The sequence below is a fragment of the Acidovorax sp. GW101-11A03 genome (assembly GCF_059424825.1).
In genome coordinates, this window is the sequence record NZ_JBWKZU010000006.1 from 57,314 (window position 1) to 81,147 (window position 23,834).

The following is a 23,834-nucleotide window of genomic DNA, read 5'->3' on the forward strand; positions in this document are numbered from 1 at the left end:
CGCCATCAGTTGAAGGCATCTGCGAGGGGCCGTTGGGGGATCTTTTTTTTTGGAGAGGTGGAGATGAATCAGGAGAAGCCAGAACAGGCGGCAAAAGCGACAAAGAAAGACAGGGTTTGCGCCGCAGCGGGAATCCTGTTGGTGGCCTGCTTGCTCAGCGCATGCGGACAGTCGCTGGACAGCGCATTGCTGGAGGTGGGGCGCTGCTACAAGGCGGGCAATCATCTGCAGGATGAAACGCTGCGCCTGGTGGCCAGCGCTGAGATGGAGCGGCTTCTGGCGCAAAAGAGCGATGCGTTCAAGGGGAGCACGGTCTCGGCGGCGCTGCACCATTTTGCGCCCATCAATGAGCAGCTCAACAACGAGATTTTTCCTCAGGGCAGGTCCACGCCCATGGACCACACCCTGAAGGTGCTGCGCAAGTGGCAACAGTCTTCGTACTGCCAGGGGTTGATCGAGAAATCCCTGCGGGTGAAGTAGCTGTCCGGCGGGTAGTGCTGGCGGGTGCATGGCACCGGGGGGATCAGCAGGCCATAGCGGCAGAAGAGCAAAGACACGCGTCTTTCCATCAATGGTATGGGCGGTTCACATTCGGTGGGCCGCTCCTGTCCATGTCGATGGATTTTTTGTCTTTTTCTTCGAGGAGTTTCTTATGCCGTCCCCTATTTCCGTGCAGATTGGACAACGGGAGTTTCGCAGCATGAACCAGGCCCGGTTGCACTATCGCGAGGTACTGCACCGCAGTGAACCGAACCGCCCTGTGGTTGAAGCGGACCGGGTGGAGGTGTTGGAGTTGGTGAGGGCCGCCGCTCTGGGAGCACCCTGCCCTGCGGATTCCCAGGTTCACGTGGTCAAGGTGAGCTACGGGCGCGTGGGTTTTGAAGTGCGGGGGGAGGAAGGCACCACGTGCCGCGTGTCGATCATGCGGGCCGTGCGCGAGTGTGCGGTGGTGTCGCCGCTGTCTCCAACCACAAGGGACAATCCTGGAGCCTAAAAAGCTACCGCGCTCGAACCGTTCTGTCGCGGCCCACTATCGACTGCATAACGCCATCCCAGATGCTGCCCTCCCCCGCCGGCATGGCCTGATCACCCAACAGGCGATGGGCCAGTCTCTCGAAGGCCTGAGGGTTACTGATCTCCCCCCGAAGAATGGCCTGTGCAAACCGTCCGGTGAGATTTCCGGGGTCCAGACGAAGTGCGCGCTCCACATGTTCGCCGGCCGCTTGCGCATTGTTCTCCAACGCCAGGACAACCGCCAGACCGCCATGGCTTTCCGCGAAGTTGCGGTCCAACGCGAGGGCCGCTTCAAACGAGTTTCGCGCTGACGCCAGTTGGCGCTGGACCACTTGAGACCAACCGAGTCCATGCCAGGTACCGATGTGATCTGGCATCGCTTTGAGCGCCGTCTCAAAGCGCTGACTGGCCAGTGCGGCATCACCCGCCAGCAAATCTGCAAAGGCACATGTCGACCAAGAACGACCATCGTGAGGGTTGATCTGAAGGGCTGCGAAAGCCAGTTCTCGGGCCTTCACGGCATCACGTTTCGCCAACGCCAGAGAGGCCTGTGTGACGAGCGCCTCCATGGACTGCTCACCTGCTTGCGCGCGAACAAGTACAGTTTCCGACCATTCACTTGCGAGGTCAAACCGCTGAGCATCCAACGCGATCAGGCTTGCAACGCCGCCCACATCGGGGTGAATGCGCTGCGCAGGGCTCAGATGCAGTGCCCATTGGACCGCACGGTCGAGGTCTCCCGCACAATGCAGCGCGCGCAGCCAGAGCTTTGCCAGAGGCAGCGAAAACCCCTGTGCCGTATCACCTTCGGCCATGGGTGCAGCGTTTTGGCCGTGAGGCGGCATGCGCGATTCCAAACGAGACACGCACTGTGCGTAGTTTTTTGACTGGAAATCGATGAGGGCGAGGTTGTGCAATACAGCATCTGCCAAACCTGCTGGAGGCGCGGTGAGGGCCCCAAGCCTGTTCAGAACGTCCAGAGCCTCATCATGCTTTCTCTGCGCAAGCCAGAAATCGGCCTCACGCAACGACCAGGCCAAGGAACCTGGATCCAATGCCAGAGCATGCTTCATATGAAACTGCGCTCGGTCCCATTGCCGCGCCTTCAACGCCGTTTCAAATGCCTCCACCAGCAGTGAGGCATTGCTGGGGTCGTCGCGCAAGTAGGTCTCCAGACGATCCAGGCGGAGCACTAGTCTCGCCGAAACGGATTGCTGGTCGGCAATGAGAGATTCGTAATTCATGGTTCAAGAGATCCGTGTTTGTCAGTTCGCCTACTCATCCGAATTGAGCTGCCAGCAGATTCATCCGCCGTGAGTAGCAAGCTGAAAGAAAGTTCGATAGCTAGAGGAAGACATCACAGGGTGGTCCCTGCGCCAGCAAATGCCTAAGACCCATCAACGCCTTGCGGTGAATCTGAGAGATGCGGCTGCGGGAAACGCCCAGCAACTGGCTGATCTCGTCGAAGGCAAGGCCCTGGTGATAGTGATAGCGGACGACCCGGCGCTCAGACGGCCCCAGCTTTTCAATAGCTCCGCGCAAGACCTCCTGCAATTGAAGGGCTTCGCTTTTCTTGAAGTAGCCGACCTCGGGGGATGCCACGGTCACAGCATCTTCCTGCGCGACAAACATGCTGGTGCCTTCCAGCATTACCCCCAGGGCAAGACAAACCCCCACTTCGGCCATGTAACTCAGCAACGCATTAATCGGGTCGATAGAAGGACCCTCCGCTTTGTCGCCCACGGATTTCACGGCATCTTTGAGCAGATCGAGACGATCCTTTCGAAGCCGCTGTTGGGCTGCAATTTGCTGATTCTTCTCGGTTTGCTTTTCCAGTCCGTTGAGAATGGCACCACGAATCCGGTGGGCCGCATAGGCCTTGAAATGCACCCCTGTGCCTGGATCGAAGCGCTCTACGGCTTCTAACAATCCGACGCATGCCAACTGATAGTAGTCCGCGAACTCCACCTCGTCGTGAAACCGCCCTTTGTAAATCACCGCAGCCAATATGCGTGTGTAGGGTGTGAATCGTTTGACCAGTTCTTCCCGGGCGCCCAGATCCCCGGCGCCGCGCCATCGCTGCCACAAACGGGACTCAGAAGCATCTGCGCCACAGACATCTGAGAGGTCGTTTTCGAAGGGGTCTGCCAGACCTTCCATACCAGGGCGTCGCTCACTGCCTAGCGGAAGCTGCCCACCAAGGCTTTGAGCAAAAGACTCCAGCCATCAATCAGAATGAACATCAGTATCTTGATGGGCAATGCAATGGTCGTTGGCGGCATCATCATCATGCCCAGGGTCATCAGGACACTGGAGACGATGAGATCGATCAGAAGAAAGGGCAAAAACACCACGAAGCCAATTTGAAACGCAGCACGCAACTCCGAGAGCATGAATGCCGGGATCAACTGAACGTTGCTGATGTCTTCCATGGACTGGGGCGGCTTTGCCTTGGATAACTCCACCATCAACGCCAAATCCTGTTCCCGCGTTTGGCGGACCATGAACTCTCTGAGTGGCGCGACCCCTTTGGTATAGCCCGCTTCAAATCCAATGGCCCCGGCCATGAACGGCTGAAACGCTTCCTTGTTGACCCGTTCGATCACCGGAGACATGGTGAACATCGTCAAGAACAGCGCCAGACCAATGAGCACAGTGTTCGGCGGCGTCTCGTTCATGCCAATCGCATGGCGCAGCATGGACAACACGATGATGATGCGCAGGAACGCCGTCACGCACACCAACAAGGCTGGCAGAACGGCCAGCACGGTCAGCCCCAGAACAATGCGCAAAGCCTGAGAAGTTTCTGCGCTTGCTACGGCCGGAAAAGATCCTTTGCTCTGTGCATGCACGGCCCCCGCGATGAACAATGTGCAGACGGCCCCCAGCCATGTCAGGCATCGCCACGCACTTGGTCGCGCCAACTTGAACGGCAGAGATTCAAACGGACTCATGGAGCGCCCTTCTCAAGGCCGTCGCGATGCAAGACGCCTTCGGGAGGTTGACCCGCCGAAGGCATCTCGCTCAAGACCTGAATGGACTGGCTGCTACACCCCACAAGCAAACGACGGCCTTGCCACTCCACGTCGTGCAGGGTGTGCGTCGGTGTGAGACGGGTGCTTCCCAGGACCGAGGGCGCACTAGCGGACCTCCCTTGCAGACGGGTCAGCCAATGCATTACGGGTTGAGCACGGTCGGTGCCAGTCTTCCCCCCCCTTGTCCGACGCAGTTTCCCCCAGACGGTAACCACCAGGACAACAACGAGAACCAGTGCCCCCATCCAAGCGAGTTCGCTCCCAGCAGCCGACTCCCCGGCATCTGGCTCACGACGCACCGGGATGGATTCATTCAATGTCATGGCGTGCCCGCGAGTCCAGTGTTCAACGAAACAGGAAGCTCCGTGAGACGTACTGCGAATTGACTCCCCACGGCTACCAACTGGCCACGCGCAACAACATGCCCTTCCAGTACCAAGTCAACAGGCTGCAAGGCACTTCGATCCAGGACAAGCACCTGGTGCTCTTTGGCATTCAGCAGTTCTCCCACGGTGATCGCGGCTGAACCTACGCAGACTTGAAGCGTCGTCTTGACCTGGTGCAGTGGATTGACCATTCCCACAACGGACTGAGCACCACTCGTCGCCGAGCCAGCGCCACCAGAGGCTGCATTCAACTCAGAGAGGGCCAGGGGATGCGCCCCCGCCGGACTTTCACTTCTTTGCGGGCTGTTGGCCGGACGGGTACTGTGGCTCAGGTTGGTTTCTGGTAGCAGGGACATGTCAGTGGACAAAAATATTGGGGAACACAGCCATGAGGCTATGGATTCGGATGCAGCTCAACAGCCATGTTGCCGTCTGACTGTCCAAGCCATGCTTGGCAAAGTGGCGCGGGTTGCGTTTCACCGGGGGAAACAATGATCTCGCCAGCGTCAACATTCAGTCGCGCCGGCAAGTCCAGAGGATGCGACAACACTACGATGTCACCTACCGCGAGCGACTGAAGCTGCCCAAGGCTCAAGACCAGAGGCTGGAGTTCAACACGAACAGTCAAACTGCGCTGCGACAACGCAGTTTTCAATGGAAACAACGCACCGCAGGGCAAGGACGGCGCAGCACTGATATCTGGCCTCGCAGAGCCCAGGAGGAAATCGACTTCGGCCGAGGAAATCTGTAGCCTCCACTCAGCAGGCCCAAAGGAAAACACTGCGTCCAATCCTCCAGCCCAAGGCCATGGGGGAGCGTCACAAGTGCCGGCTGCCGCCAGGCTCTTGCCTTGTACAGCGGGTAGACGGCCAATGGCTCCGTGGACCGATGAAAGCCACGCCTCCCACGCCCTTTGCGCAACGCCTGCGGCGAGAGGCCCTTTTCCACCCGGTCTCGCCCCCCCCATCTCCGCTCCCGCACCGAGGGTCCCAAACAGCAAGTTGTATATCGATGGCATTGCTTCATCGCTGCCACCACCAGGCCGTGCTGGAGCCACATCCTCAATGCAAACGGCGGAGTCGATCCCGCCGCTCACCTCTGAGTCGCACCAAGCTGCAAGCCAATCACCATGGATTTTTTGCAGTATGTCCCGTACACGCGCTCGCTCTGGCAGCGCATGTACTCGCAAAGGCAGAGCCAGCCTGGATGAGTCCTCCAGGGATAAAAACTGCGAACCACCAGGCTCCGGGAGAGCTTCTGGCAGCCGCTGACCAGTCAATGAACTCACGGCTTATCGGCTCTTCATGGAAAAGAGTTCTTGGAGCATTTCGTTGGCCGTCGAAACAACTTGCGAACTCGCCTGGTATCCACGCTGCATGATTACCAGATCACTGAACTCCTGCGAAAGGTCCACGTTCGAGATTTCGATGTAGCCCGAACGTACGGAGCCAAAATTGCCACCAGCTACGCCAGTGTGCCAAGCACTCCCGTCGAGCGCTTCGAACTGGTTGTTTCCCAACGCACCCACAGCATCTGGGGTATCGAATCGGCCCAGCGACAAGCGAGGACCTTTGACTGTCTGCCCGTTCCCATAGGTCAGGACCAACGTGCCGCTTGCGTCAAACGCAGCGGAACTCAGCTCAGCGGGGGCGGCACCATCCTGCGATGAGAACGCCAGGGTCGATAGCGTGCCGGAGGCAAAGGACGTCACGTCTGTACTGAAGTCAAACGTCAGGGGAACAGCAGCCTGCCCCGCTGGGGTGTACGTGAACGACAACTTCTCCGTCGCCACTGTCGGGCGGCCACTTTGAAAGATCAGCTGCTTGGTCCCCACCACTGTTGTGCCGTCCATCAGATCCACCTGCCAACTACCAGGGGTTGTCGCATTGGTATTCGTGAACTTGAGTGACAGCAAGTGCTCGCCGCCAGCGCCATCAATGACCCGCACGTTGTTAACGGTTTGTTCTGTCCCGGTGCTGGACAGGTTGCCGGTGAACTTCACCGTGGTGGTCACCTTCCCGGCGTTCGTTTTGAGATCGTTGATGGTGATTTCCGTCAGTCCCCCTGTGGCGCCTACACCCATCACTTTCTCGCCCGTCCCTTGGTTCACCAGAATGCCGTCACTGTTGAACTGAAACTGCCCCGCCCGCGTGTAGGTGATCTTTCCGTCCTCCCCGCGAAGGGTGAACAAACCCTGCCCATTGATGGCCAGATCCAGGCTATTGCCTGTCTGACGCAATTCGCCCGGCTTGAACGAGAGCATGGTTCCCGTCGTGCTGACGCCATAGCCCAGTTGGCCGAATTGCCGCCCCGAGTAGCTCCCGCCGGAATAGAAGGAATCCGCAAATCGCAAAGAGGATCCCTTGAAACCGGGGGTGTTCAAGTTGGTCGTGTTGTTGGCGATCACGCGCAGGCCCCGAGAGAAACTCGAAAGCCCCGTCATGCCGACGTAGATAGATTCAATCATGATGGTGGTCTGGTGAATAGGGGCCGAAGCGACTCAGCGTACAGCCGTGATTTGGCTCAGACTGATGTTGGGCAAGGTCACGCCAGCGGATGTTCGCACCGTGATCAATGGAGAATCGCCTGACAATGACAGTGAAACAACGGTACCAGTCATCGCTCCGCTCGTGGAGGTTATGTCCACGGTGCGCCCAATCAAGCCCACGGACTGCAGCGCTGCCTGGTTGCTGATCAGCGTAGAGATCTTGTCATTGAGCTGCTGGGTTTGCTCCAGGCTGGTGAACTGCGCCATTTGGGCCATGAACTCTTGGTTGTCCATCGGCTTCATGGGATCTTGGTACGTAAGCTGCGTCAGCAGAATCTTCAGAAAATCTTCTTGATTCATGCCGCTTGCCCGCAAGCTGGTGCTGGCTGCACCGATGCCATCAATGCTCATTACGTCTCCTTCGAGGACTTGAAAATTGAGAGAGAGATGTCCGCAGACATCCGAACATGCGCTTCGTGCTTCCAGAAGCTTGAGAAATCTGTCAGATGACGGCTGCCAAACTCAGACACCTTGTCATCGAAAACTACCGTGCCATTGCACACGACCCTGCTCAGCCGCTGCCCTTGGGACTTCAATGTGCGCTGGAGGGTCGCCGCAATGGCCTGCGCCTGAAGCTCTACCTGCCTGGCCGTCCCGTCCATACCGATCCAGAGATTCAGACCTTCCGAGGTCCACTGGGTATGGAGACGGGTGGCAGTGCTTCTTTGCGTACCGGCATTCGACAAAAGAGCACCGTCCAGCGCCTCGGCCTCGCGCACGGAAATGTGCATGTTGGGCATGCCTTCCACCTGTCGGCTGCCAGCCAACTCCATTCGGAGCATCGCCGGAAGACTCATCAACCTTGGCAGTTCGGGCGGGATGACATTCGGGCGCACCGGCAAGGCTGGTGCCTCCTGCGCAGTAGCCGAGGGAGAAGGAAGCAAGGCATGCTCACTGGCACGAGCAAAACCCGGTCCAGGAAGTGGAGCGGCAGCGGCTCGATGCCCCTCGGGCACCTCTGGTGCATCCGAGAGCGCACTCTGCTCCGTTCGACCCTTCACGTCGTCGGGGTCGTGCATCGAGACGGCATCGGATGCCTCGCTTGCCACATCCCTGTGCTGCACGGGAGCCGGAGGGGCTTGAGGATCAGCTGACGCTGACGCCGAGGCAGCAGAGCCCAGCGCTTCACCTGCCACCTCCAAGGGCTCGACGCCTTCGCTTGCCGCCGCATAGGGAAATCCCCGCTCCGGCACGAAGGCCGCAGGCGAACGCTGCGGCTCTAACCGCACAGGATTCTTCACCACAAACTCATGGCGAGAAGCTTCTCGGCCGGTCGGAACAAACCAACCCGCGAGCTGCGCGCGCTCCATTTCTCTCAGCCACGCCTGCCGCTTCGCCCCTTCGTCACCCAATTTTTCTGCCGGACTGTCCTGTGATGCCGTTGATCGCTTTGCAAGAGCCAATAGCCCCGCAGTGCCATGCACCACCGAAGGATCGGGCATTGCCGAGCCCTGAGTGGTCATACAGAGCCTCCCTGACCCGAAATTCGCCCCAAAGCTCTCCCAATCCAATCACGGTCCGCCTCTGCGGCCAAGAGTCTTGCCTTGTTGCCCGCGTATTCTTGCAGCTCGTTTGCGCGATGCTCGGCCAACCCATCCAGCCGCAGCTGCTGCGCGATGCACTGCGTGCGCACCTGCTCTTTCTGAGAGAGAAGCACCTCAATCTCCTGGTCTTGCTTTTTCATTTCTGAACGCAAATAAGCGAGGTAGAGCAATCCACGCTGATAGGCCTGAGGATTGGGGCTGGGGTGCATCGAGGTGCGCAGACTGGCCATCTGGGACTCAAAGTCCTCATCGAGCCCGTCCCGCCTTCCCTGTGCCTCGACCAATTGGCGGCTTGCACGCGCCAATTGATTCTCAAGCCGCTCCAGCTGCCACTCCTGCTTTTGCAAATAGGGTGCCAGCGCGTACACGAAGCCGCGCGCGTCAACCCCTGATGCATCACGTTGATTGGACTTCATCGCATGCTCCTGCTGGGCGTCGGCAGTTTGCCGTCGATGGCATAGCTCACCACCTTCTGCGCTGCGGCTGGGCGCTGAGCCTCTGAACCTACCGGCGTCCGGTCGGGCCACAGTGCAAAACTCAACTCTTTCATCGCCACCGCGCGATCCACCCCTCCCTGGTCCTGGCTCAACCACCGCTTCAACGCCGGGGCCAGTTCAAGCGCACGATCAAGTGCTAGGTTCGCGCCTTTTTCGTAGGCCCCGATGTCCACCAACTGGCGATTGCGGTCCAGCAGTGCCAAACATTTGACAGCATCAGCAATCAACGCCTGCTCGTCTTTGCTGGTCAAATCCGGCAGCAGCCGACTTGCGCTGCGCAGTACATCCAGGGCCGGGTACTGCCCCTCGTGAGCAAGATGTCTGGAAAGCACCAGGTGTCCATCAAGAATGGAGCGCAAACTGTCCGCCACGGGCTCATTCATGTCGTCACCTTCCACCAGCACCGTCAACAGCGCTGTGATGGACCCTCCAGAGGGCGCTGTACCGCAACGCTCACAGAGTTGGGGCAACTCGGCAAACACCGAAGGCGTATAGCCCCTCGCCGTGGGGGGCTCACCCGCGGCCAAACCGACCTCCCGCCGGGCCATGGCGAGGCGGGTGATGGAATCCATGGTCAGCAAGACCTGTTTGCCCGCATCCCGGAAGTACTCCGCAATAGTGACTGCCGCGTAGGCAGCCCGAATGCGGGCCAGGGCGGGTTGATCCGATGTCGCAACGACTACGACGGACCGCTTGAGTCCTTCTTCGCCCAGTTGCTTGTCGATGAACTCCTTGACTTCACGCCCCCGCTCCCCGATCAGTGCAATCACGTTCACGTCTGCGCGGACATGCCGCGCAATCATTCCGAGCAAGGTGCTTTTGCCCACGCCGCTGCCCGCAAAGATGCCTACGCGCTGCCCTAAGCCCAAAGTCAAGAGGCCATCCAAACTGCGAACACCGGTCTGCAGAACTTGGTGAATCCTGGGGCGCTCCATCGGGTTCAAAGGACTGGCCTGCAGAGGGCGATGCACCGACGTCAATGGGGACGGTTTTTGGTCCAGGCCATGTCCAAACCCATCGATCACACGGCCGAGCAACGCGGACCCGACCCCCAAGGTAGATTGGCGACCCAGGGCAACAACTTCAGCGCCCGCGCGGACGCCTTGCATGCTGCCAAATGGCATCAACGTGAGCGTGCCATCCCGCAAGCCCACCACTTCGGCCAACACCCCATGATCACGGCGAGAAGTACCTCTGCGGTCTCGCCCCCGTCCTCGGGGCACGATCCGGCACAACTCACCAACCGATGCATCCGGACCGCGCGACTCAATCGCCATGCCCTGGACCCTTTGAACCCATCCCACGCGCCGGAACAGCTCCACACCGGCGATGGCATCTTGGTACGCACGGACCATATCGACCTGGGAAGCGGTCACACGCGCTCCTCTGCACTTGCAGGGGTCGCGACGTTGCGTCGCGCATTTCTCGCTTGTACCAGCGCGGTTTTCATCGCCTCAATTTGCATCTCCAAGCGTGCGTCCAGTTCCCCATCAGCTGAGCGCAAAACACACCCACCCACGCTCACGCTGGCGTCAGCCACCAGCCGAGGGACAGGGTCGTCTGCGCCGAGCGCAGCGCCGCCCAATGCGCTATCCCACCCCACATCCGTTTGCATCCAGGCGACATCATCTGGATGGAGGTGAATCCGGGGGGCACTGGACAGGTGCCAGTTCTGCAAAGCCTGCTCGATCTGCTGTCGCAGTCCCGCCTGCGTCGCCGCATTCGCTCCCAATACCCGACTCACCATCGCAAAGGCAAGCTCCAGGATGTCGTCTTCCGACTCCTGGAGACGCTGCACAATCTCCGAGGAAACCGAACGCATGAGCCGCGCACAGGCATCTCGCTGAGCCACCAACTCAGCTTGCAGTCGCTCGGTCATCTCATGCGCCTTGCGCTCGGCATTGACCGTTGCTTCGCGAACCCGCTCTTCGGACAATTCCTGGGCCATCTGCGCAGCCCGGCTTTCCATGTCCCGCTGAAGCTTCGCAGCCCCCTCCCGCGCTCCTTGCTGATAGCCGTCGGTCCGGGCCTCCTCAATCCGGCGTTTGACCTCTTCATCGGCCAGCCCTGCGGACAGCGGAACGGGCATGCTGTTCTCAAGAGCGGGACCAAGACCCGCTTCTCTCGCGGATACCTGCCGAAGCGGCCCTTCTTGTTCGGCGGCTGCATCCCTGGTCATGGTCGCCGGGGCCACCCGATTGCCCGGTTTGGTGGGGCGATGCAACCTGCGAACCTCGGAGTGCAGGGAAACATCCCTCAGGATGGGATCAAAGCCTTTCATGGTCGGCCCTTCAAGCGCGAGGGAAGAAAACGGCGCCACGGTGCCCGAATGCCTTCAGCGATTGCGGCTGTCCAGTGAGGAGCCACTCGCCCCTTGTCGGGATCGATCAGGCCGCGGCCAAAATTACGCTGGTGCCGAGCCCCTTGAAGACCAGAGCCATGCGGATCCCCGTCCAGCAGGGAGTCCACGGCCCCGGCATCCTGCCGCACCAGCATCAGACACGCACGCGTACTTTGCAGCACCGCCTGAATCCGCAGAGGCGCCCCCTTGCGTACCGGCTTCAACAGCAGGTCCTCAATCTTCCGCTTGTGCACAGCCGGCATTCGCTCAAGCAAGAGCTCCCGCCAAGGCCAGTCGTGCGCGTTCAACGCCAAAGCCACAAACTGAGGCGGCTCGCCACTCCAAATCCTGGCGAGTTCATGCACCTCGTCGCGGCTCAAGGCGCAAAGAAATTCAACGTCGCTGAGTGACGATGCAGTTTCGATCGCCTCATCACCCTGCAACGCTTTCTGCGCGCCACCATACGGCTTGGAAGGGGCCTCTGGCTCCGTAAGCTCCAGCGACAGGGCCTGCCGGTCTTTGGGCACGCCCAGTGCATCCAACTCCGCAATCAAGCTCTTGAGTTCTACCTGATGCGCTGATGGCAATCGAGACCACAACCATTTTTGGTCGGCAGGCGCCATGGCGTGCACGAGCAATGCCGCTTGCTTGGCTCCCTCTGCGTTTGTCTGCGTCATTTCGGAGAAACTCATGGCGCACGATTCACTTGACGATCCTCCAGACCGTCTTGACGACCACCGGACTCCTGCATCCACGCAGCAATCTTGCGAAGTGCCACCTGTCTTTCCGCTTCGCTGAGCGTGCCGGCATCAGCCCGATCCCGCCTGGCGCGATACGCCCAGTAGAAACCGAATCCGATCACCCCCATGGCGAGCAATATCTTGAGGTAGGTCACCACACCCACTTCACCACGGGGCATGTCCGTATGCCGACTGGTGCCTTCCGCATCCCCTCGGAGAGAAACATCGGCCTCCTGCATGGAAGCACCTTGGGGAGTCCCTCCGGGCGCAGGTGAGCTGGGAAGCAGCGCGCCCAACGACTGCACAACCACAGTGTCACCGCGTTCGGCAACCAATCCGACGGCAGCACCCAACAAACGCTTGAGTTTTTCTTCCTGGGAGGGATCCAGGTGTTGCCGCACTACAGCCACCACTTGGATTCGACGAACGGATCCCGCCTGGCTGGTGACCTGCTCAACCCTTCGCCCCACTTGGTAGTCCACCTCGCGCTGGCTACTGCCCATTGCTGTGGCAGAAGCACGGGTTGCATCCAAGGGTGGGGTTCCTGAGTCCCTGCTCGACTCACGTTCCTTGACGATAACGCCTCGCGACTCGGGGGACCGAGACGCACCAGGAATCACATCTTCTGTGGTAATGCGCACCTGATCCATGTTGAGGGTCACGTCTACGCTCGCGAGCGCCTCCCCCGGACCAAACGCTTTGTCTAAAACAGCTCCAGCCTTCCGCGCCAGCAGCGTCTCCGTTTCTTTCTTCAATTCAAGACGACCTGTCCCCGCCACCCCACTAGAGCCATCTGAGGCTTCATCCGGTGACCGGCTCAACGCCATGCCTTGCCGATCGACCACCGTCACATCTTGAGCCGTCATCCCCGGCGTGGCTGCCGCAACCAACCGCTGGATGCCACTCACCTGCTCGGGCCTGAGGGCCTGTCCCTCCCGCAGGCTGAGCGTGATGGCGGCTTTTGGGCGCACGCCCGCCTGCTTGAACAAGCCTTGTTCAGGCAATGCCAAATGCACACGGACATCCCGGACCTCTGCCAAGGACAAAATGGTTCTCGTCAACTCTCCCTGCAAGGCACGTTGGTAGTTGATCTTTTGCGCGAACTCGGTCATCCCGAAGTCGGTGTTGTTGAACAACTCAAATCCAACTGCACCCTGCAGCGGAAACTCTTTTCCCATCAGCTTGATGCGGGCGGAGTGAACCTGGGATTTATCCACCAAGATGGATGCACTTGCATCGTCCACCCTGTAGGGGATCTTCAGTTTTTCCAGCTCCGCGATCATGGCGGAGGCGTCTTGTGGCTTCAGCTCAGAAAACAGGACTTGATAGTCGCTTCTGAGAAGCCACCAGGCCAGTGCAGCAGTCAACGCCAGGATGGCAACCAGGCCCAAGGCCAAACCTGCGCGCGCAGACCGGCCCAGCCCCTCCCAAAATTCGATCATTCTTCTTGTCTTTCGGTACAACAATCACCAGACACCTGTGCAGGCATCGACTACAACTGCATCTTCATGACATCCTGGTAGGCCTCCAGCAGTCGGCTGCGCACCTGCATCATCAATTGGAAAGACAGCTTGCTCTCTTCCAGACGAATCATGATCTGGTGAAGGTTCTGTACATTGCCAACAGCCAAATTCTGAAGGTCGGTCTGGCTGGTCAACAGCTGTTGGTTGACTTGCTCAAGCCCCTGCGACACCAACTCGGAAAACCCGATGGCATTCGATGCCCCTTTGGCGATTCCAGGATCGCCCCATTGAGCCAACGAAGCGGCCTTCTCCATAGGCAGCGAAGACTGGATCGCGGCAATTGCGCCGCTAGCCTCTGCACTCATTGCGAGCCTCCGATTTCAAGGGTTTTCAAGGCCAGGTTCCGCGAGGTGTTCATCGCAGCCAGGTTAGCCTCGTAGGAGCGCATGGCACTCATCATGGTCACCATCTCGGTGGCAGAGTCCACGGCCGCATAGGCCACAAATCCTCGCGCGTTTGCCAATGGGTGCGCAGGCTCATAGGCCATCCTCGGAGGCTGCTGCGATGACTCCAGCGTCATCGAGGGCGCCGCCAGTCCTTGCTCAACAGCTGTGCCAAAAGCCGTTCTAGCCACCACCTTCATGGCACGGTACACATGTCCGTCAGGACCTGCGACGGTATTTGCATTGGCGAGATTCAGGGCAGCCATCTCGACACGGGCGCGCTCTACGGCCATCCCACCAGCGCTGATCGCAAAAGTCTGTGCGTAGTCCATAGTTCATCGCGCGCAAACTAGCGCTTTCCTTCCGAAACGGCAGAGGCAAGAACTGCCATGTGTTTGTTCAGGCCTTTCAACAAAGCCTGGTAATGGACGGCATTCTGAGCCATCTGAGCGACCTCGGAATCGAGCTGCACCTTGCCAGGCAAACCCGCCTGCATCACAGGCTCCAAGGCGGCCCCCTCCCCCGCCCACGCAACAATGTGCTGGGCATTGAGTCGGCGTCCTTCGTTCAGCAAGCGCCGTGCGTCTTCCATGCTTTCCGAGAACTTCACCCGCATGGGCGCAAACCCTTCAGCCTCCGCATTCGCAATGTTGTTCGCGACAACCTGGTGGCGCAATGCGGCAGCGTCGAGTGCCAATGAGAGGCTGCTCAGAGTTACCGCTTCAAGTCCTTCTGTCATTTCAGGTCTCTTTCTGGGTCGCTGTTATTGAATGATGAGTTCTGCATGGAGAGCACCTGCGGCTTTGACGGCTCGCAGGATGGAAATGATGTCGCGTGTCGGCGTCTTCATTCGCGAGAGCGACTGGACCAGGTCGGAGACCGTATTTCCTCCCGCCACGAATCCAACTCCGCCCTGCTCCTCAACGTTCACTTGGGTGTTTGTCACCAGCGCGGTTCGCACCCCGTCGCCCGCGTGCCCGAAGAATGAAGGCTGAGACGCCGTAGTCTCGTTGCGAATCGACACCTTGATGTCGCCATGCGAAATCGCCACCTTGGAAATGCGCACATCACCGCCCGACACCACCGTCCCGGTGCGCTCGTTCAGCACCACCTTCGCGCGTCGATCTGGCTCAACCAAGACTGACTCCAACTGCGCCACAAACGCAACCAGCCGGTCCTGATAGCTGTTGGGGATTGTCAACTCAATGCCTGAAGCGTCCCTGGCCTGCGCAAGCCCTGGACCCATCTTGCGGTTGATGGCTTCAGCCACCCTGCTCGCCGTCGTGTAATCAGGCTCGCTAAGGACAAATGTGAGCTGCGAGCGGGGCGGTGCCATGGAGGCCAAAATGCCGACCTCCACCGTTGCACCATTCGGCACTGAGCCTACCGTAGGGTGGTTTTTCTGAACAACGTTTCCATTGGCGTCATATCGGTATCCCCCCACGGAGAGCGCCCCTTGAGCAAGCGCGTACACCTTGCCATTGGCGGCCTTCAAGGGCGTAAGCATCAGGCTACCTCCGACCAAGCTGCGGGCATCACCGACAGAGGTCACCGTGATGTCTACCGTGTCGCCTTCCCGTGCGAAGGGAGACAGCATGGCGCTGACCATAACCACGGCCACATTGCGGCTTTGCATCTGCTCAGGACTCACCCCGAGGTTGAACTGGGACATCGCATTCGACAGAGCCTGGCGCGCGGCGCGGTTCGTCGAGGAATCTCCCGTCCCGGCCAGACCCGTAACGATCCCGGTGCCCACCAAGGCGTTCTCGCGCCAGCCCTGCAATCTACCGAGATCCTTCACGCGTACGGTCTCAGCCACAGCGACAGACGGCAACAGCGCAGCAGACGACACCATGGCAAGGAACGTCGCCACAAAGCAGTTCTTCAACCAAACGCTCATCTTCACAGGCCCACCGCATCCAGAAAATTGCGCCACCATGGCCGCTTGTTCCTCTCGGCCAGATCGCCCTCACCCACATAGCTGATCTTTGCATCGGCAAGACGTGTCGAGAGGACGACGTTGCCGTCGGAGACATCAATGGGGCGCACCCTGCCTTCCAGGTTCACTTTCTGCGGCTCCTCATTCACCGTCAAGATTTGCTCGCCGCCAATGCGAAGGTCCCCATTGGGCAGGACCTCCCTGACGGAAACGGTCAGCGTGGCCAAAAGACGGTTCGCCCTCTGGGTCTTGCCTCCCCCGTCAAACTCCCCGCTGACGCCAAGATCCGCCTTACCGACCGAGCCATTGCGATTCGAGACCCCTGCGGACAGAGAGTTGCCTCGACGCGTCCCTGTCTCTGCACTGGTCGATGCACTGGAGTTCTCGAAAACCTGCACAGTCAGAAGATCACCCACCCTAAATGCCTTGTTGTCAGCGATCAATGGTCTGAAGCTCTGCTCTTGGTAGAGGCTTTCAGCACACACCGTGATCGACCAAAGAGGCAAGATGACGAGGACACTGCGCAGTTGCCCAAAAACGATCTCACGAAAAGATGCAAACATGCTCACTGCTGAAACTCCAAATGTCCTGGCGCGACAACGCGGGCCATCACGGCGCCCGTCGCATGGATGGGTCGAGCCCTGACCAGGTCACCCACTCGGCCGTCCTGAAGAACTTCCACTTTGCTTTCGAGCGACACCAGTCCGCTCTGCGAAACCAGACGGACCATGTCTCCACGACTCACTGCCGGCAAAGCTGCGACATGCTTGTCTGTGATCAATTCCCCCGCCGCTACGGCTTGGCGCAGTCGGAGTTTTTCATCCGTGGCAATCAGAACGGACGGGGCAGTCAGACCAGCCACATCCACTTCACGCCATTGAAGGTCTTCACTATCGAGCACAGCCCCCGCTGCCATGGCCCCTGCAGCAACCGGAGCTCTCGCAAAGACTCCCACATCAAACCGGACAGGGATGGCCTTTACCGGCACGCCATTCGACAACACATCCACCCATACCAGCATGCGGCTTGACGGGCGGAGGTGTTTCAGGGGCCGGACGACCACATCGCTGCTACCCACAGGAACAAGAATCTCACCCGGCTCACCCATCGGCTGCAACTCTATGCGCACAGGCTGAAGCCCCCGCTCTGCGCTGGCAAGACTCAGGTGCCTTGCCAGCGCAGCCTGGGCTGCGACGACCACCCGGGTTCCGGGCAAAGTTTGGGCCGTAGCACTGAGCACAGACGAATCTGCGCCATCCCACACAACCTGATCAGGCCGCAGGCCCAGCCGCGAACGAATCCAGTATCCCAGGCGCACGGAATCCAGCACCGTGGTCGCTCCCGGCTTCGGCGCCCGCCCCAATGGGACTGACAGCGCACGGCGGAGCAATGCCAGATCCCCACTGCTAACAAAGGCAATATCGCCCAGCGTGAGGTTAGCAGACTGCACTTCCACGTTTGCCCGCAGTTCAACACGGAGGGTACTGGACGCGGTCTGAGCCACCGCAGACGTGGAAGTCCAAGCGCTGGTCAGCAGCAGACAAACAACGAGCCCTTCAAAACAGGCATGCCGCAGCATCCCCATCATCTGCGCAAACCGTTCACCAGACCCAGGATCTCGTCCGCTGCCTGCACGATCTTTACATTCGCCTCGTACGTGCGCTGGGCAACCATCAAGTTGACCATCTCTTCGACCATCTTGACGTTCGATCCTTCTAGATACCCCTGAGCCAGAGTCCCCACGCCATCTTCGCCCGCCCTGGCAGAAATCGGATCTCCAGACGCCGCGCCGCTTCGATACAAGTTGTCGCCCTGCGCGATCAAGCCTTGAGGGCTTGCAAAACGGACCAGTTCCATCCGCCCCACGTCCAACGGAGTTCCTCCAACAGAGGTACGAACCTGGATACGTCCATCCGCATGTACCAGCAACTCCTGGGCATCCTCCGGTATGGAAATCCCGGGCTTGAGCGCTAGGCCGCTCAGCGTCGCCAGCATGCCGTCCTTGTTGACCTTCAGGGTACCGCCGCGGGTGAACGCGCTGGAGCCATCAGGAAGCACGACTTCCATGAAACCGTCGCCGCGCACCGTCACGTCAAAGGGCGCATCGGTTTTCTTCAAATCGCCCATGTCAAAAAGCTTGGACAAATTGGCGATACCCACGCCAGCCCCCAGAGCCAGCCCAGGGCCAAACACCCCGGATTCCTCGCCGGCGCTCCCAGCGGACGCCCGTGTCGAGTCCCGGGCGACAAGGTCCGTGAAGCTCACCCGCGCCCGCTTGAAGCCCGTGGTATTCACGTTGGCCAAGTTGTTCGCAATGGTGTCGACATTGAGTTGCTGCGCTTGCATCCCTGTTGCGCCGATATAGAGAGCATCAAACATTCAAGATTCCTGTAGCCATGAACCGGGACAACAACGCCCCAAACCTTTACGAAAGATCACCCAGTTTCCGAATCGCCTGTCCCGTCATGTCGTCGTAGCCGAGCGCGACTTTCTGCATAGACTCGAAGTGCCGCATGGTCTCAACCAACTGGACCATCTCCTGCATGGAGTTCACATTGGAGTTCTCCGTGTACCCTTGCTTGATCTGGACATCCGCATCCTTCACGTCACCCAGTGGCCCGCCCGCACTCCACAGCCCATCCCCGACGCGGCGCATTGCTGCACGGTCTTCAGGCACCAACACCTTGAGCTGCGCCATAGCAGGCAACGCTTCAGGGCCACGCGCGGAGCTTTGCGAAGCAAAGATATTGCCCGCTGCATCGATGACTGGCGCTCCCTCATTCAGGAAAATCTCCCCTCCTTTTCCCATGACGGGAAACCCGGAAGCAGTCACCAGACGGCCACGCGCATCCAGCTGGAAATTCCCCTGGCGCGTGTACGCCGGCCCGGATGGCGTGGTCACTTCAAAATAGCCAGGCCCAGCAAGCGCCACATCAAGGCTCTGGCCGGTGAACTTCAGGCTGCCGGGACGCGTATCCGTCTGCACCAACAGCGCGGGCGCCAGCGCACCGCGCGACTCGACCGCAAGCCCGGCGCTTCGCCCGCCGACTCGCTGCGCGTCAACGACGGCCGCAAACGTTGCCGTCGCCGCCGCCACGGGCTGGCGGGCCATGACATCCCGCTGATAGCCTGGAGTCAGCGCGTTGGCCAGATTGCTGCCAATGCGGTCCAGTCTTTGCATATCCTGCTGCATGGACTGCAAAGCGAGAGCCAGAACTTCTTGCATAGTGACGTGAAAAAAAATGAGTTGGTCCGTGAAAGCGCTATAGGCTCACGACGGCATAGGACTTGAGTTCGATCGTGTGAGGAATCTCGCTCATGGACAGCACCCTCAGATGGGGCATGACCCGCTCCGAAAGAGCACGCACATGCCGCCTCAACTCAGGAGCACAGAGCAACACCGGCAAGAGATTGCTCTTCATCATCCGCTCGGCTTGCTGCATCAGCTTGATCATCAGCTGCTCAGCCAGTTTGGGCTCCAGCACAAAGGCATTCGAAGCCCCTGCGCCCTCCAAAGACTGTTGCGCAGTTTGTACGCTCTGCAGGAATTGGCTTTCGACAACGGGATCCAAAGTCAAAACATGCAACGCTGTTGCGTCCCCCAGAAGGCCCTGGCAGATGGCATGTCCCAGACGCAAACGAACAAGCTCCGTCAGGTAGTTGGCATCCTTTGACTGCCGCCCCGCATCCGCAAGCGTCTCAAGAATCGCGTCGATATGGCGAATGGAAACCTTCTCGCGCAGCAAATTCTGGAGAACCTTCTGAACGTCACTGACCGAAAGAACGGTAGGGATCAATTCCTCCACCAAGCTCGCATTCTGCTGGCGAACCCTGGCGAGGATGCGATCAGTCTCTGCCCGAGTCAGCAGCGTGGCGGATTCACGCCTCAGCACTTCGGTCAGATGGGTCATGAAGACCGTAGGTGCATCCACCAGCGTGAACTTGCTGGCAAGCGCTGCTTCCCGCTGGGTGGGCTCAATCCACAGAGCAGGCAAGCCGTAGGTGGGATCGCGGGTTGGCTCCCCGTCAATGCCTTCGGTTTTTCCCGCAGGATGGATGGCAAGCAATCGGTCCGCCCTTGCTTCCCCGCGACCACAAATCACCCCGTCGATATGGATCTCATAGCGACTGCTGCCCAGGCGTGCTGCGTCCTTGAATCGGACCCGAGGCAACACCAAACCCAACTCGTTGGCATGTTGCTTTCTGAATGTCGCGATGCGCTCCATCAAAACACTGCCCGGCTGATTGACCAACGCAGTCCAACTGCCTCCAATGTGTACCTCGACAGGTTCAACTTGCAGCGAGGCATAAGGATCATCAGCCTTCTCCTCACCCGATACATCTGCCCCGCCCAGGCTGGCTCCAGCTTCAGAGGCAAGATCAGCCGCTGGGTCTTTGGCTTGGGCTCGGTAAACATACCAGGCAACGAGCGCAACGAATGTCAACAATATTGTTGTGGGAAGGACTGGAATGCCCGGCAACAGAAGCAAACCGGCCAACGCCCCACCCACCAACAACAGGGTCTTGGGAAAAGAGGTGATCTGCCGCAAAACCTCCTGACTCAGATTGCCGTCAGACGCCGAGCGGGTCACGATGATGCCGGTACCTACCGCAATGATCAGTGCGGGCACCTGGGTCACGATGCCGTCACCAATCGTGAGGAGCGAGTAGGTGCGCAGCGCCTGGTCCCAGGGCATCTTGTGCTGCATGATCCCGATCACCAGACCACCCACAATGTTGATCAGCAAGATGATGATGCCGGCAATCGCGTCGCCCTTCACGAACTTGCTTGCTCCGTCCATCGATCCGTAAAAACCGGCTTCCTTCTCGATGTTCTTACGGCGCCGCTGAGCCTCTGCCTGATCGATGAAACCCATATTCAGATCGGCATCGATGCTCATCTGCTGACCTGGCATGCTGTCGAGCGTGAAACGCGCTGCGACTTCAGAAATCCGCTGCGCGCCATTGGTCACCACGACGTACTGCACCACGATCAAGATCAGGAAAACGATCAGGCCAATGACGTAGTTTCCGCCCACGACATAAGCCCCGACGGCGCCGATCACTCTTCCTGCATCCCCATCGGACAAGATCAACCGCGTCGCAGCCACGTTCAAGGACAGTCGAAACAAGGTGGCAATCAACAACAGCGACGGGAATGTCGAAAATTCGACCGGCCGCGCCATGTAGAAGGTCAGCAGCAGGATGAGAAAAGCGAAGCTGAAGTTCGTGAGGATCAGGAAATCCAGAAGCGGGCTGGGAATCGGCGCAAACAGCACCACCAAGACACCCAGCACCAGCAGCACCATGGCAATGTCGCTGTGCTTGCCAAAAAAACGCTCCAGTGCCTTCATGCCGTGCCTCCCGCCCTCGCCCCTTGCCGGTCTCTCATGGCAAACACCCAGACGATGATGCGCGCCACCTCGGCAAACATTTGTGGCGGCACATGGTGATCGACATCCAGCTCCTGGAACAATTTGCGCGCAAGGCCGGGACTGCGAACCACGGGGATGTTGTGGCGTGCAGCGATTTTCCGAATACCCGCCGCAAGGTGTCCGGCCCCTTTGGCTACCACCTGGGGAGACTCCATTTCCCCATGCACGTACCGCAGGGCAACCGCAACATGGGTAGGATTCGTCAAGACGACGTCGGCAGTTTGGGCGTTTCTCAACCCTTGGCTGCGCTTGCGCGCCTCACGCTGCAACTCTCGTATACGCGCCTTGATTCGTGGATCTCCATCGCGCTGCTTGTGCTCATCCTTGAGCTCGCGCTTGCTCATGCGCATCTTTTTGGCAAACTCGCGCTTGGTGAACAGCAAGTCCAAAAGAGCAATCACCACCAAGAGCGCGGCCATTTTGAAGCTGAGACTGGCCATGTCTGCGACCAACAGATGCAGATAGCCCATGGCTGGCAACCCGGACAGGTTGTAGAACTGCGGAGCAAGGTCGAGCAATGCGTAGTACGCCACCCCCGTCAAAAGCACCAGCTTGAAGCAGGCCCTCGCCGTATCGAAGAGCGTGCGCATGGACAGCACTTTTTTCAGCCCATTGACAGGATTGAGCCGATCCATGTCCGCCGACAAAGGTTCCATGGACAAAATCGGACCGGTTTGCAGCACATTGCCGACGATGGCCGCCAGCATGACTACGGCTAAAAATGGGGCCATCCACCCCAGCGTGGCGACAATCATTTCTGAAATCAGAGGCCACAGTGCAGCCCCGGATGCATCCAGTTGAGGCAACTGCCTCAGCAAGGCCTGATCAAACTTGAATTGGGCCAGGGCGGTCCCCACCCCGCGCCAAGAGAGGTAGACCACCGCCACACAGAACACCAGCGCGGAGACCACATCCGAGCTCTTGGCGACCTGCCCCTTTTCTTTGGCTTTCTGCAGCTTGTAGGGAGTGGCAGCTTCGTTGCGATCAAAGTCCTCGCCGGCCATCAAGGAACCACTTTCAGGCCTTGGAGCAAGCTGCTGCGGCCAGATGAAGGCGCGACGCTACCACTGAGGAAAATTGCCGTCCAAGCCTCATAAATGCTGCTGTAAACGCGGTTCATCACCGGGCCCATTCCAGCAAACCAGAGCGACAGGACTGCCAGCCCCACGACGATCTTCGTGGGTATTCCAATGACCAACATGTTGACCTGAGGAAGGTTGCGGGAAATCACTCCCAAAGCCAACTCCACAAGCAGTATGCAAAACACCACTGGCGCAGCAAGAGCAAAACCCAGACTGAACAGTCCCCCTACCTGCTTGAGAACACCACCCGCCACCAAGTCCGCGCGCCAGGGCGCCCCCAGAGGAAACGCCTCCGTGCTGTACGCCAACGCGCGAAGCAAAGCGTGGTGACCATCGATCAGAAAGAACACAAGCACGGCCGCGTAATTGAAGGCCGAAACCAGCAGCAACGAAGGTCGATTGCTCACGGGATCGAACACCTGAGCGAGCCCAAAACCAATCTGAATATCCAAAAGGTTGCCCGCCATGGAGAACGCCGCGAAAGCCAGCAGCACACCCAAAGCCAGCGTGGCCCCAAGCGCCACCTCCACCAAAGCGGCCTCGATCAACCGCCCCGCGCTCAGGACCAGCGTCGGAGTTTCATGTTGAAGGCCTGCCGCCAGCACCACCGAGAGAGCAACGACCATCACGGCCCGCACACGCCCCGGGATCGGCATGGCGTACAACACAGGCGTCAAGCCGAGTACCACCGCCACCCGCAGCGACAAGAGCAGGACGGGGGCAATGGCAGCCAGCGCACCAGGACTGCCTGACACAGCACCCGACAGCAGGCTTTGAAGAGAGAATTCCGCCATTCCAACGACCGTCAGAACATGCTGGGAATCGATACCCACAGCTGGGTTGCAAATTGCCCAAGCTTCTTCAGCATCCAGGGGCCAAACACCACGATGGCAACCCCTGCGGTCAGCAGCTTCGGAACAAAGGTCAGGGACATTTCCTGGACCTGGGTGACAACCTGCACCACGCTAATCAACAAACCCACCAGCATTGTCAACCCCAACACGGGCAGACACACCAGCAGCCCTGTCCAAAACAGGTCCGAAAGCATTCGCAACGCGAGATCGGCGGTCATTGAGTGATCAGATTTGCTAGGGGCAATGTCAACAAAGGGCACCACGCGCCCTAAACAAAAAGTGCCCAGTGCAAACTGAACTCATTTGCATTGTAAAGCAGAGGTAAACCCAGCCTTCTTGCCCCCCTCATGGAACACATCGGCGCCCCGGGGACCTCTGCAGTCATGTCGCGTTCATTGGCCAATTTAGCCCTCTTGATCCTTATCCGTACTTGCAGACCCTCAGGGCCGCCTGGGACGATCCCCACCGATCATGGCCGGACAAAGACCATATGACACATACGCCTTTACTAAA

General features: G+C 59.2%; 28 protein-coding genes. 2 read left to right on the top strand and 26 right to left on the bottom strand.

Going from position 1 to position 23,834, the window contains the following annotated elements; genetic code table 11:
- Positions 1-57: 57 nt before the first annotated feature.
- Both AC07Z7_RS04670 and AC07Z7_RS04675 read left to right on the top strand, forming a co-directional pair.
- Positions 58-480, top strand: coding sequence for a hypothetical protein (locus tag AC07Z7_RS04670; protein WP_494765475.1), 423 nt, complete (start codon positions 58-60; stop codon positions 478-480).
- Between the two features lie 172 nt (positions 481-652).
- The gene (locus AC07Z7_RS04675) at positions 653-994 is read left to right on the top strand and encodes a hypothetical protein (protein WP_494765476.1); all 342 of its coding nucleotides are present in this window, start codon (positions 653-655) and stop codon (positions 992-994) included.
- Between the two features lie 4 nt (positions 995-998).
- On the opposite strand, the gene AC07Z7_RS04680 is transcribed toward AC07Z7_RS04675, so the two are convergent.
- The 26 genes from AC07Z7_RS04680 to AC07Z7_RS04805 all read right to left on the bottom strand — a co-directional run bounded on the left by AC07Z7_RS04680 (position 999) and on the right by AC07Z7_RS04805 (position 23,539).
- The gene (locus tag AC07Z7_RS04680; RefSeq protein WP_494765477.1) at positions 999-2,258 is read right to left on the bottom strand and encodes a tetratricopeptide repeat protein; all 1,260 of its coding nucleotides are present in this window, start codon (positions 2,256-2,258) and stop codon (positions 999-1,001) included.
- 100 nt (positions 2,259-2,358) lie between these two features.
- Complete coding sequence (locus AC07Z7_RS04685) at positions 2,359-3,174, bottom strand: sigma-70 family RNA polymerase sigma factor (protein WP_494765478.1); 816 nt, start codon at positions 3,172-3,174, stop codon at positions 2,359-2,361.
- 20 nt (positions 3,175-3,194) lie between these two features.
- Positions 3,195-3,968, bottom strand: a complete 774-nt coding sequence (gene fliP / locus AC07Z7_RS04690) for a flagellar type III secretion system pore protein FliP (RefSeq protein ID WP_494765479.1) — start codon at positions 3,966-3,968, stop codon at positions 3,195-3,197.
- Complete coding sequence (locus AC07Z7_RS04695; protein WP_494765480.1) at positions 3,965-4,372, bottom strand: flagellar biosynthetic protein FliO; 408 nt, start codon at positions 4,370-4,372, stop codon at positions 3,965-3,967. The genes fliP and AC07Z7_RS04695 overlap by 4 nt, the downstream gene beginning before the upstream one ends.
- Positions 4,369-4,791 (bottom strand): FliM/FliN family flagellar motor switch protein, encoded by a 423-nt coding sequence (locus AC07Z7_RS04700; RefSeq protein ID WP_494765481.1) that lies wholly within the window; start codon positions 4,789-4,791, stop codon positions 4,369-4,371. The genes AC07Z7_RS04695 and AC07Z7_RS04700 overlap by 4 nt, the downstream gene beginning before the upstream one ends.
- A gap of 38 nt (positions 4,792-4,829) precedes the next feature.
- The gene (locus tag AC07Z7_RS04705; protein WP_494765526.1) at positions 4,830-5,453 is read right to left on the bottom strand and encodes a FliM/FliN family flagellar motor C-terminal domain-containing protein; all 624 of its coding nucleotides are present in this window, start codon (positions 5,451-5,453) and stop codon (positions 4,830-4,832) included.
- A gap of 273 nt (positions 5,454-5,726) precedes the next feature.
- Positions 5,727-6,902 (bottom strand): flagellar hook protein FlgE, encoded by a 1,176-nt coding sequence (locus AC07Z7_RS04710; RefSeq protein ID WP_494765482.1) that lies wholly within the window; start codon positions 6,900-6,902, stop codon positions 5,727-5,729.
- A gap of 33 nt (positions 6,903-6,935) precedes the next feature.
- Complete coding sequence (locus tag AC07Z7_RS04715; RefSeq protein WP_494765483.1) at positions 6,936-7,334, bottom strand: flagellar hook assembly protein FlgD; 399 nt, start codon at positions 7,332-7,334, stop codon at positions 6,936-6,938.
- Positions 7,334-8,446 carry a hypothetical protein gene (locus tag AC07Z7_RS04720; protein ID WP_494765484.1) on the bottom strand — a complete coding sequence of 371 codons (1,113 nt, stop codon included), beginning with the start codon at positions 8,444-8,446 and terminating at the stop codon, positions 7,334-7,336. The genes AC07Z7_RS04715 and AC07Z7_RS04720 overlap by 1 nt, the downstream gene beginning before the upstream one ends.
- The gene (locus AC07Z7_RS04725) at positions 8,443-8,943 is read right to left on the bottom strand and encodes a hypothetical protein (RefSeq protein ID WP_494765485.1); all 501 of its coding nucleotides are present in this window, start codon (positions 8,941-8,943) and stop codon (positions 8,443-8,445) included. The genes AC07Z7_RS04720 and AC07Z7_RS04725 overlap by 4 nt, the downstream gene beginning before the upstream one ends.
- Positions 8,940-10,400 carry a FliI/YscN family ATPase gene (locus tag AC07Z7_RS04730; RefSeq protein WP_494765486.1) on the bottom strand — a complete coding sequence of 487 codons (1,461 nt, stop codon included), beginning with the start codon at positions 10,398-10,400 and terminating at the stop codon, positions 8,940-8,942. Before AC07Z7_RS04730 ends, AC07Z7_RS04725 begins: the two co-directional genes overlap by 4 nt.
- Positions 10,397-11,305 carry a FliH/SctL family protein gene (locus AC07Z7_RS04735; protein ID WP_494765487.1) on the bottom strand — a complete coding sequence of 303 codons (909 nt, stop codon included), beginning with the start codon at positions 11,303-11,305 and terminating at the stop codon, positions 10,397-10,399. The genes AC07Z7_RS04730 and AC07Z7_RS04735 overlap by 4 nt, the downstream gene beginning before the upstream one ends.
- Positions 11,302-12,057 (bottom strand): hypothetical protein, encoded by a 756-nt coding sequence (locus AC07Z7_RS04740; protein ID WP_494765488.1) that lies wholly within the window; start codon positions 12,055-12,057, stop codon positions 11,302-11,304. The genes AC07Z7_RS04735 and AC07Z7_RS04740 overlap by 4 nt, the downstream gene beginning before the upstream one ends.
- Positions 12,054-13,547 (bottom strand): flagellar basal-body MS-ring/collar protein FliF, encoded by a 1,494-nt coding sequence (gene fliF, locus AC07Z7_RS04745; RefSeq protein ID WP_494765489.1) that lies wholly within the window; start codon positions 13,545-13,547, stop codon positions 12,054-12,056. The genes AC07Z7_RS04740 and fliF overlap by 4 nt, the downstream gene beginning before the upstream one ends.
- A gap of 50 nt (positions 13,548-13,597) precedes the next feature.
- Complete coding sequence (gene fliE / locus AC07Z7_RS04750; protein ID WP_494765490.1) at positions 13,598-13,933, bottom strand: flagellar hook-basal body complex protein FliE; 336 nt, start codon at positions 13,931-13,933, stop codon at positions 13,598-13,600.
- The gene (gene flgC / locus AC07Z7_RS04755; RefSeq protein WP_494765491.1) at positions 13,930-14,343 is read right to left on the bottom strand and encodes a flagellar basal body rod protein FlgC; all 414 of its coding nucleotides are present in this window, start codon (positions 14,341-14,343) and stop codon (positions 13,930-13,932) included. The genes fliE and flgC overlap by 4 nt, the downstream gene beginning before the upstream one ends.
- Before the next feature lie 17 nt (positions 14,344-14,360).
- Positions 14,361-14,750 (bottom strand): flagellar basal body rod protein FlgB, encoded by a 390-nt coding sequence (locus tag AC07Z7_RS04760; protein ID WP_494765492.1) that lies wholly within the window; start codon positions 14,748-14,750, stop codon positions 14,361-14,363.
- A 24-nt stretch (positions 14,751-14,774) separates the two neighbouring features.
- The gene (locus AC07Z7_RS04765; RefSeq protein WP_494765527.1) at positions 14,775-15,911 is read right to left on the bottom strand and encodes a flagellar basal body P-ring protein FlgI; all 1,137 of its coding nucleotides are present in this window, start codon (positions 15,909-15,911) and stop codon (positions 14,775-14,777) included.
- 2 nt (positions 15,912-15,913) lie between these two features.
- Complete coding sequence (locus tag AC07Z7_RS04770; RefSeq protein WP_494765493.1) at positions 15,914-16,513, bottom strand: flagellar basal body L-ring protein FlgH; 600 nt, start codon at positions 16,511-16,513, stop codon at positions 15,914-15,916.
- A 2-nt stretch (positions 16,514-16,515) separates the two neighbouring features.
- Positions 16,516-17,538, bottom strand: a complete 1,023-nt coding sequence (flgA, locus tag AC07Z7_RS04775) for a flagellar basal body P-ring formation chaperone FlgA (RefSeq protein WP_494765494.1) — start codon at positions 17,536-17,538, stop codon at positions 16,516-16,518.
- Complete coding sequence (gene flgG, locus AC07Z7_RS04780; RefSeq protein WP_494765495.1) at positions 17,535-18,329, bottom strand: flagellar basal-body rod protein FlgG; 795 nt, start codon at positions 18,327-18,329, stop codon at positions 17,535-17,537. Before flgG ends, flgA begins: the two co-directional genes overlap by 4 nt.
- Before the next feature lie 46 nt (positions 18,330-18,375).
- Positions 18,376-19,176: a flagellar hook-basal body protein gene (locus tag AC07Z7_RS04785; RefSeq protein ID WP_494765496.1), complete on the bottom strand. Its 801-nt coding sequence runs from the start codon at positions 19,174-19,176 to the stop codon at positions 18,376-18,378.
- Between the two features lie 37 nt (positions 19,177-19,213).
- On the bottom strand, positions 19,214-21,304 hold the full coding sequence (locus AC07Z7_RS04790) for a flagellar biosynthesis protein FlhA (RefSeq protein WP_494765497.1): 2,091 nt from the start codon (positions 21,302-21,304) through the stop codon (positions 19,214-19,216).
- The gene (locus tag AC07Z7_RS04795) at positions 21,301-22,389 is read right to left on the bottom strand and encodes an EscU/YscU/HrcU family type III secretion system export apparatus switch protein (protein WP_494765498.1); all 1,089 of its coding nucleotides are present in this window, start codon (positions 22,387-22,389) and stop codon (positions 21,301-21,303) included. Before AC07Z7_RS04795 ends, AC07Z7_RS04790 begins: the two co-directional genes overlap by 4 nt.
- Positions 22,389-23,261 (bottom strand): flagellar biosynthetic protein FliR, encoded by an 873-nt coding sequence (locus AC07Z7_RS04800; RefSeq protein WP_494765499.1) that lies wholly within the window; start codon positions 23,259-23,261, stop codon positions 22,389-22,391. Before AC07Z7_RS04800 ends, AC07Z7_RS04795 begins: the two co-directional genes overlap by 1 nt.
- 11 nt (positions 23,262-23,272) lie before the next feature.
- On the bottom strand, positions 23,273-23,539 hold the full coding sequence (locus AC07Z7_RS04805; protein ID WP_494765500.1) for a flagellar biosynthetic protein FliQ: 267 nt from the start codon (positions 23,537-23,539) through the stop codon (positions 23,273-23,275).
- Positions 23,540-23,834: the final 295 nt, after the last annotated feature.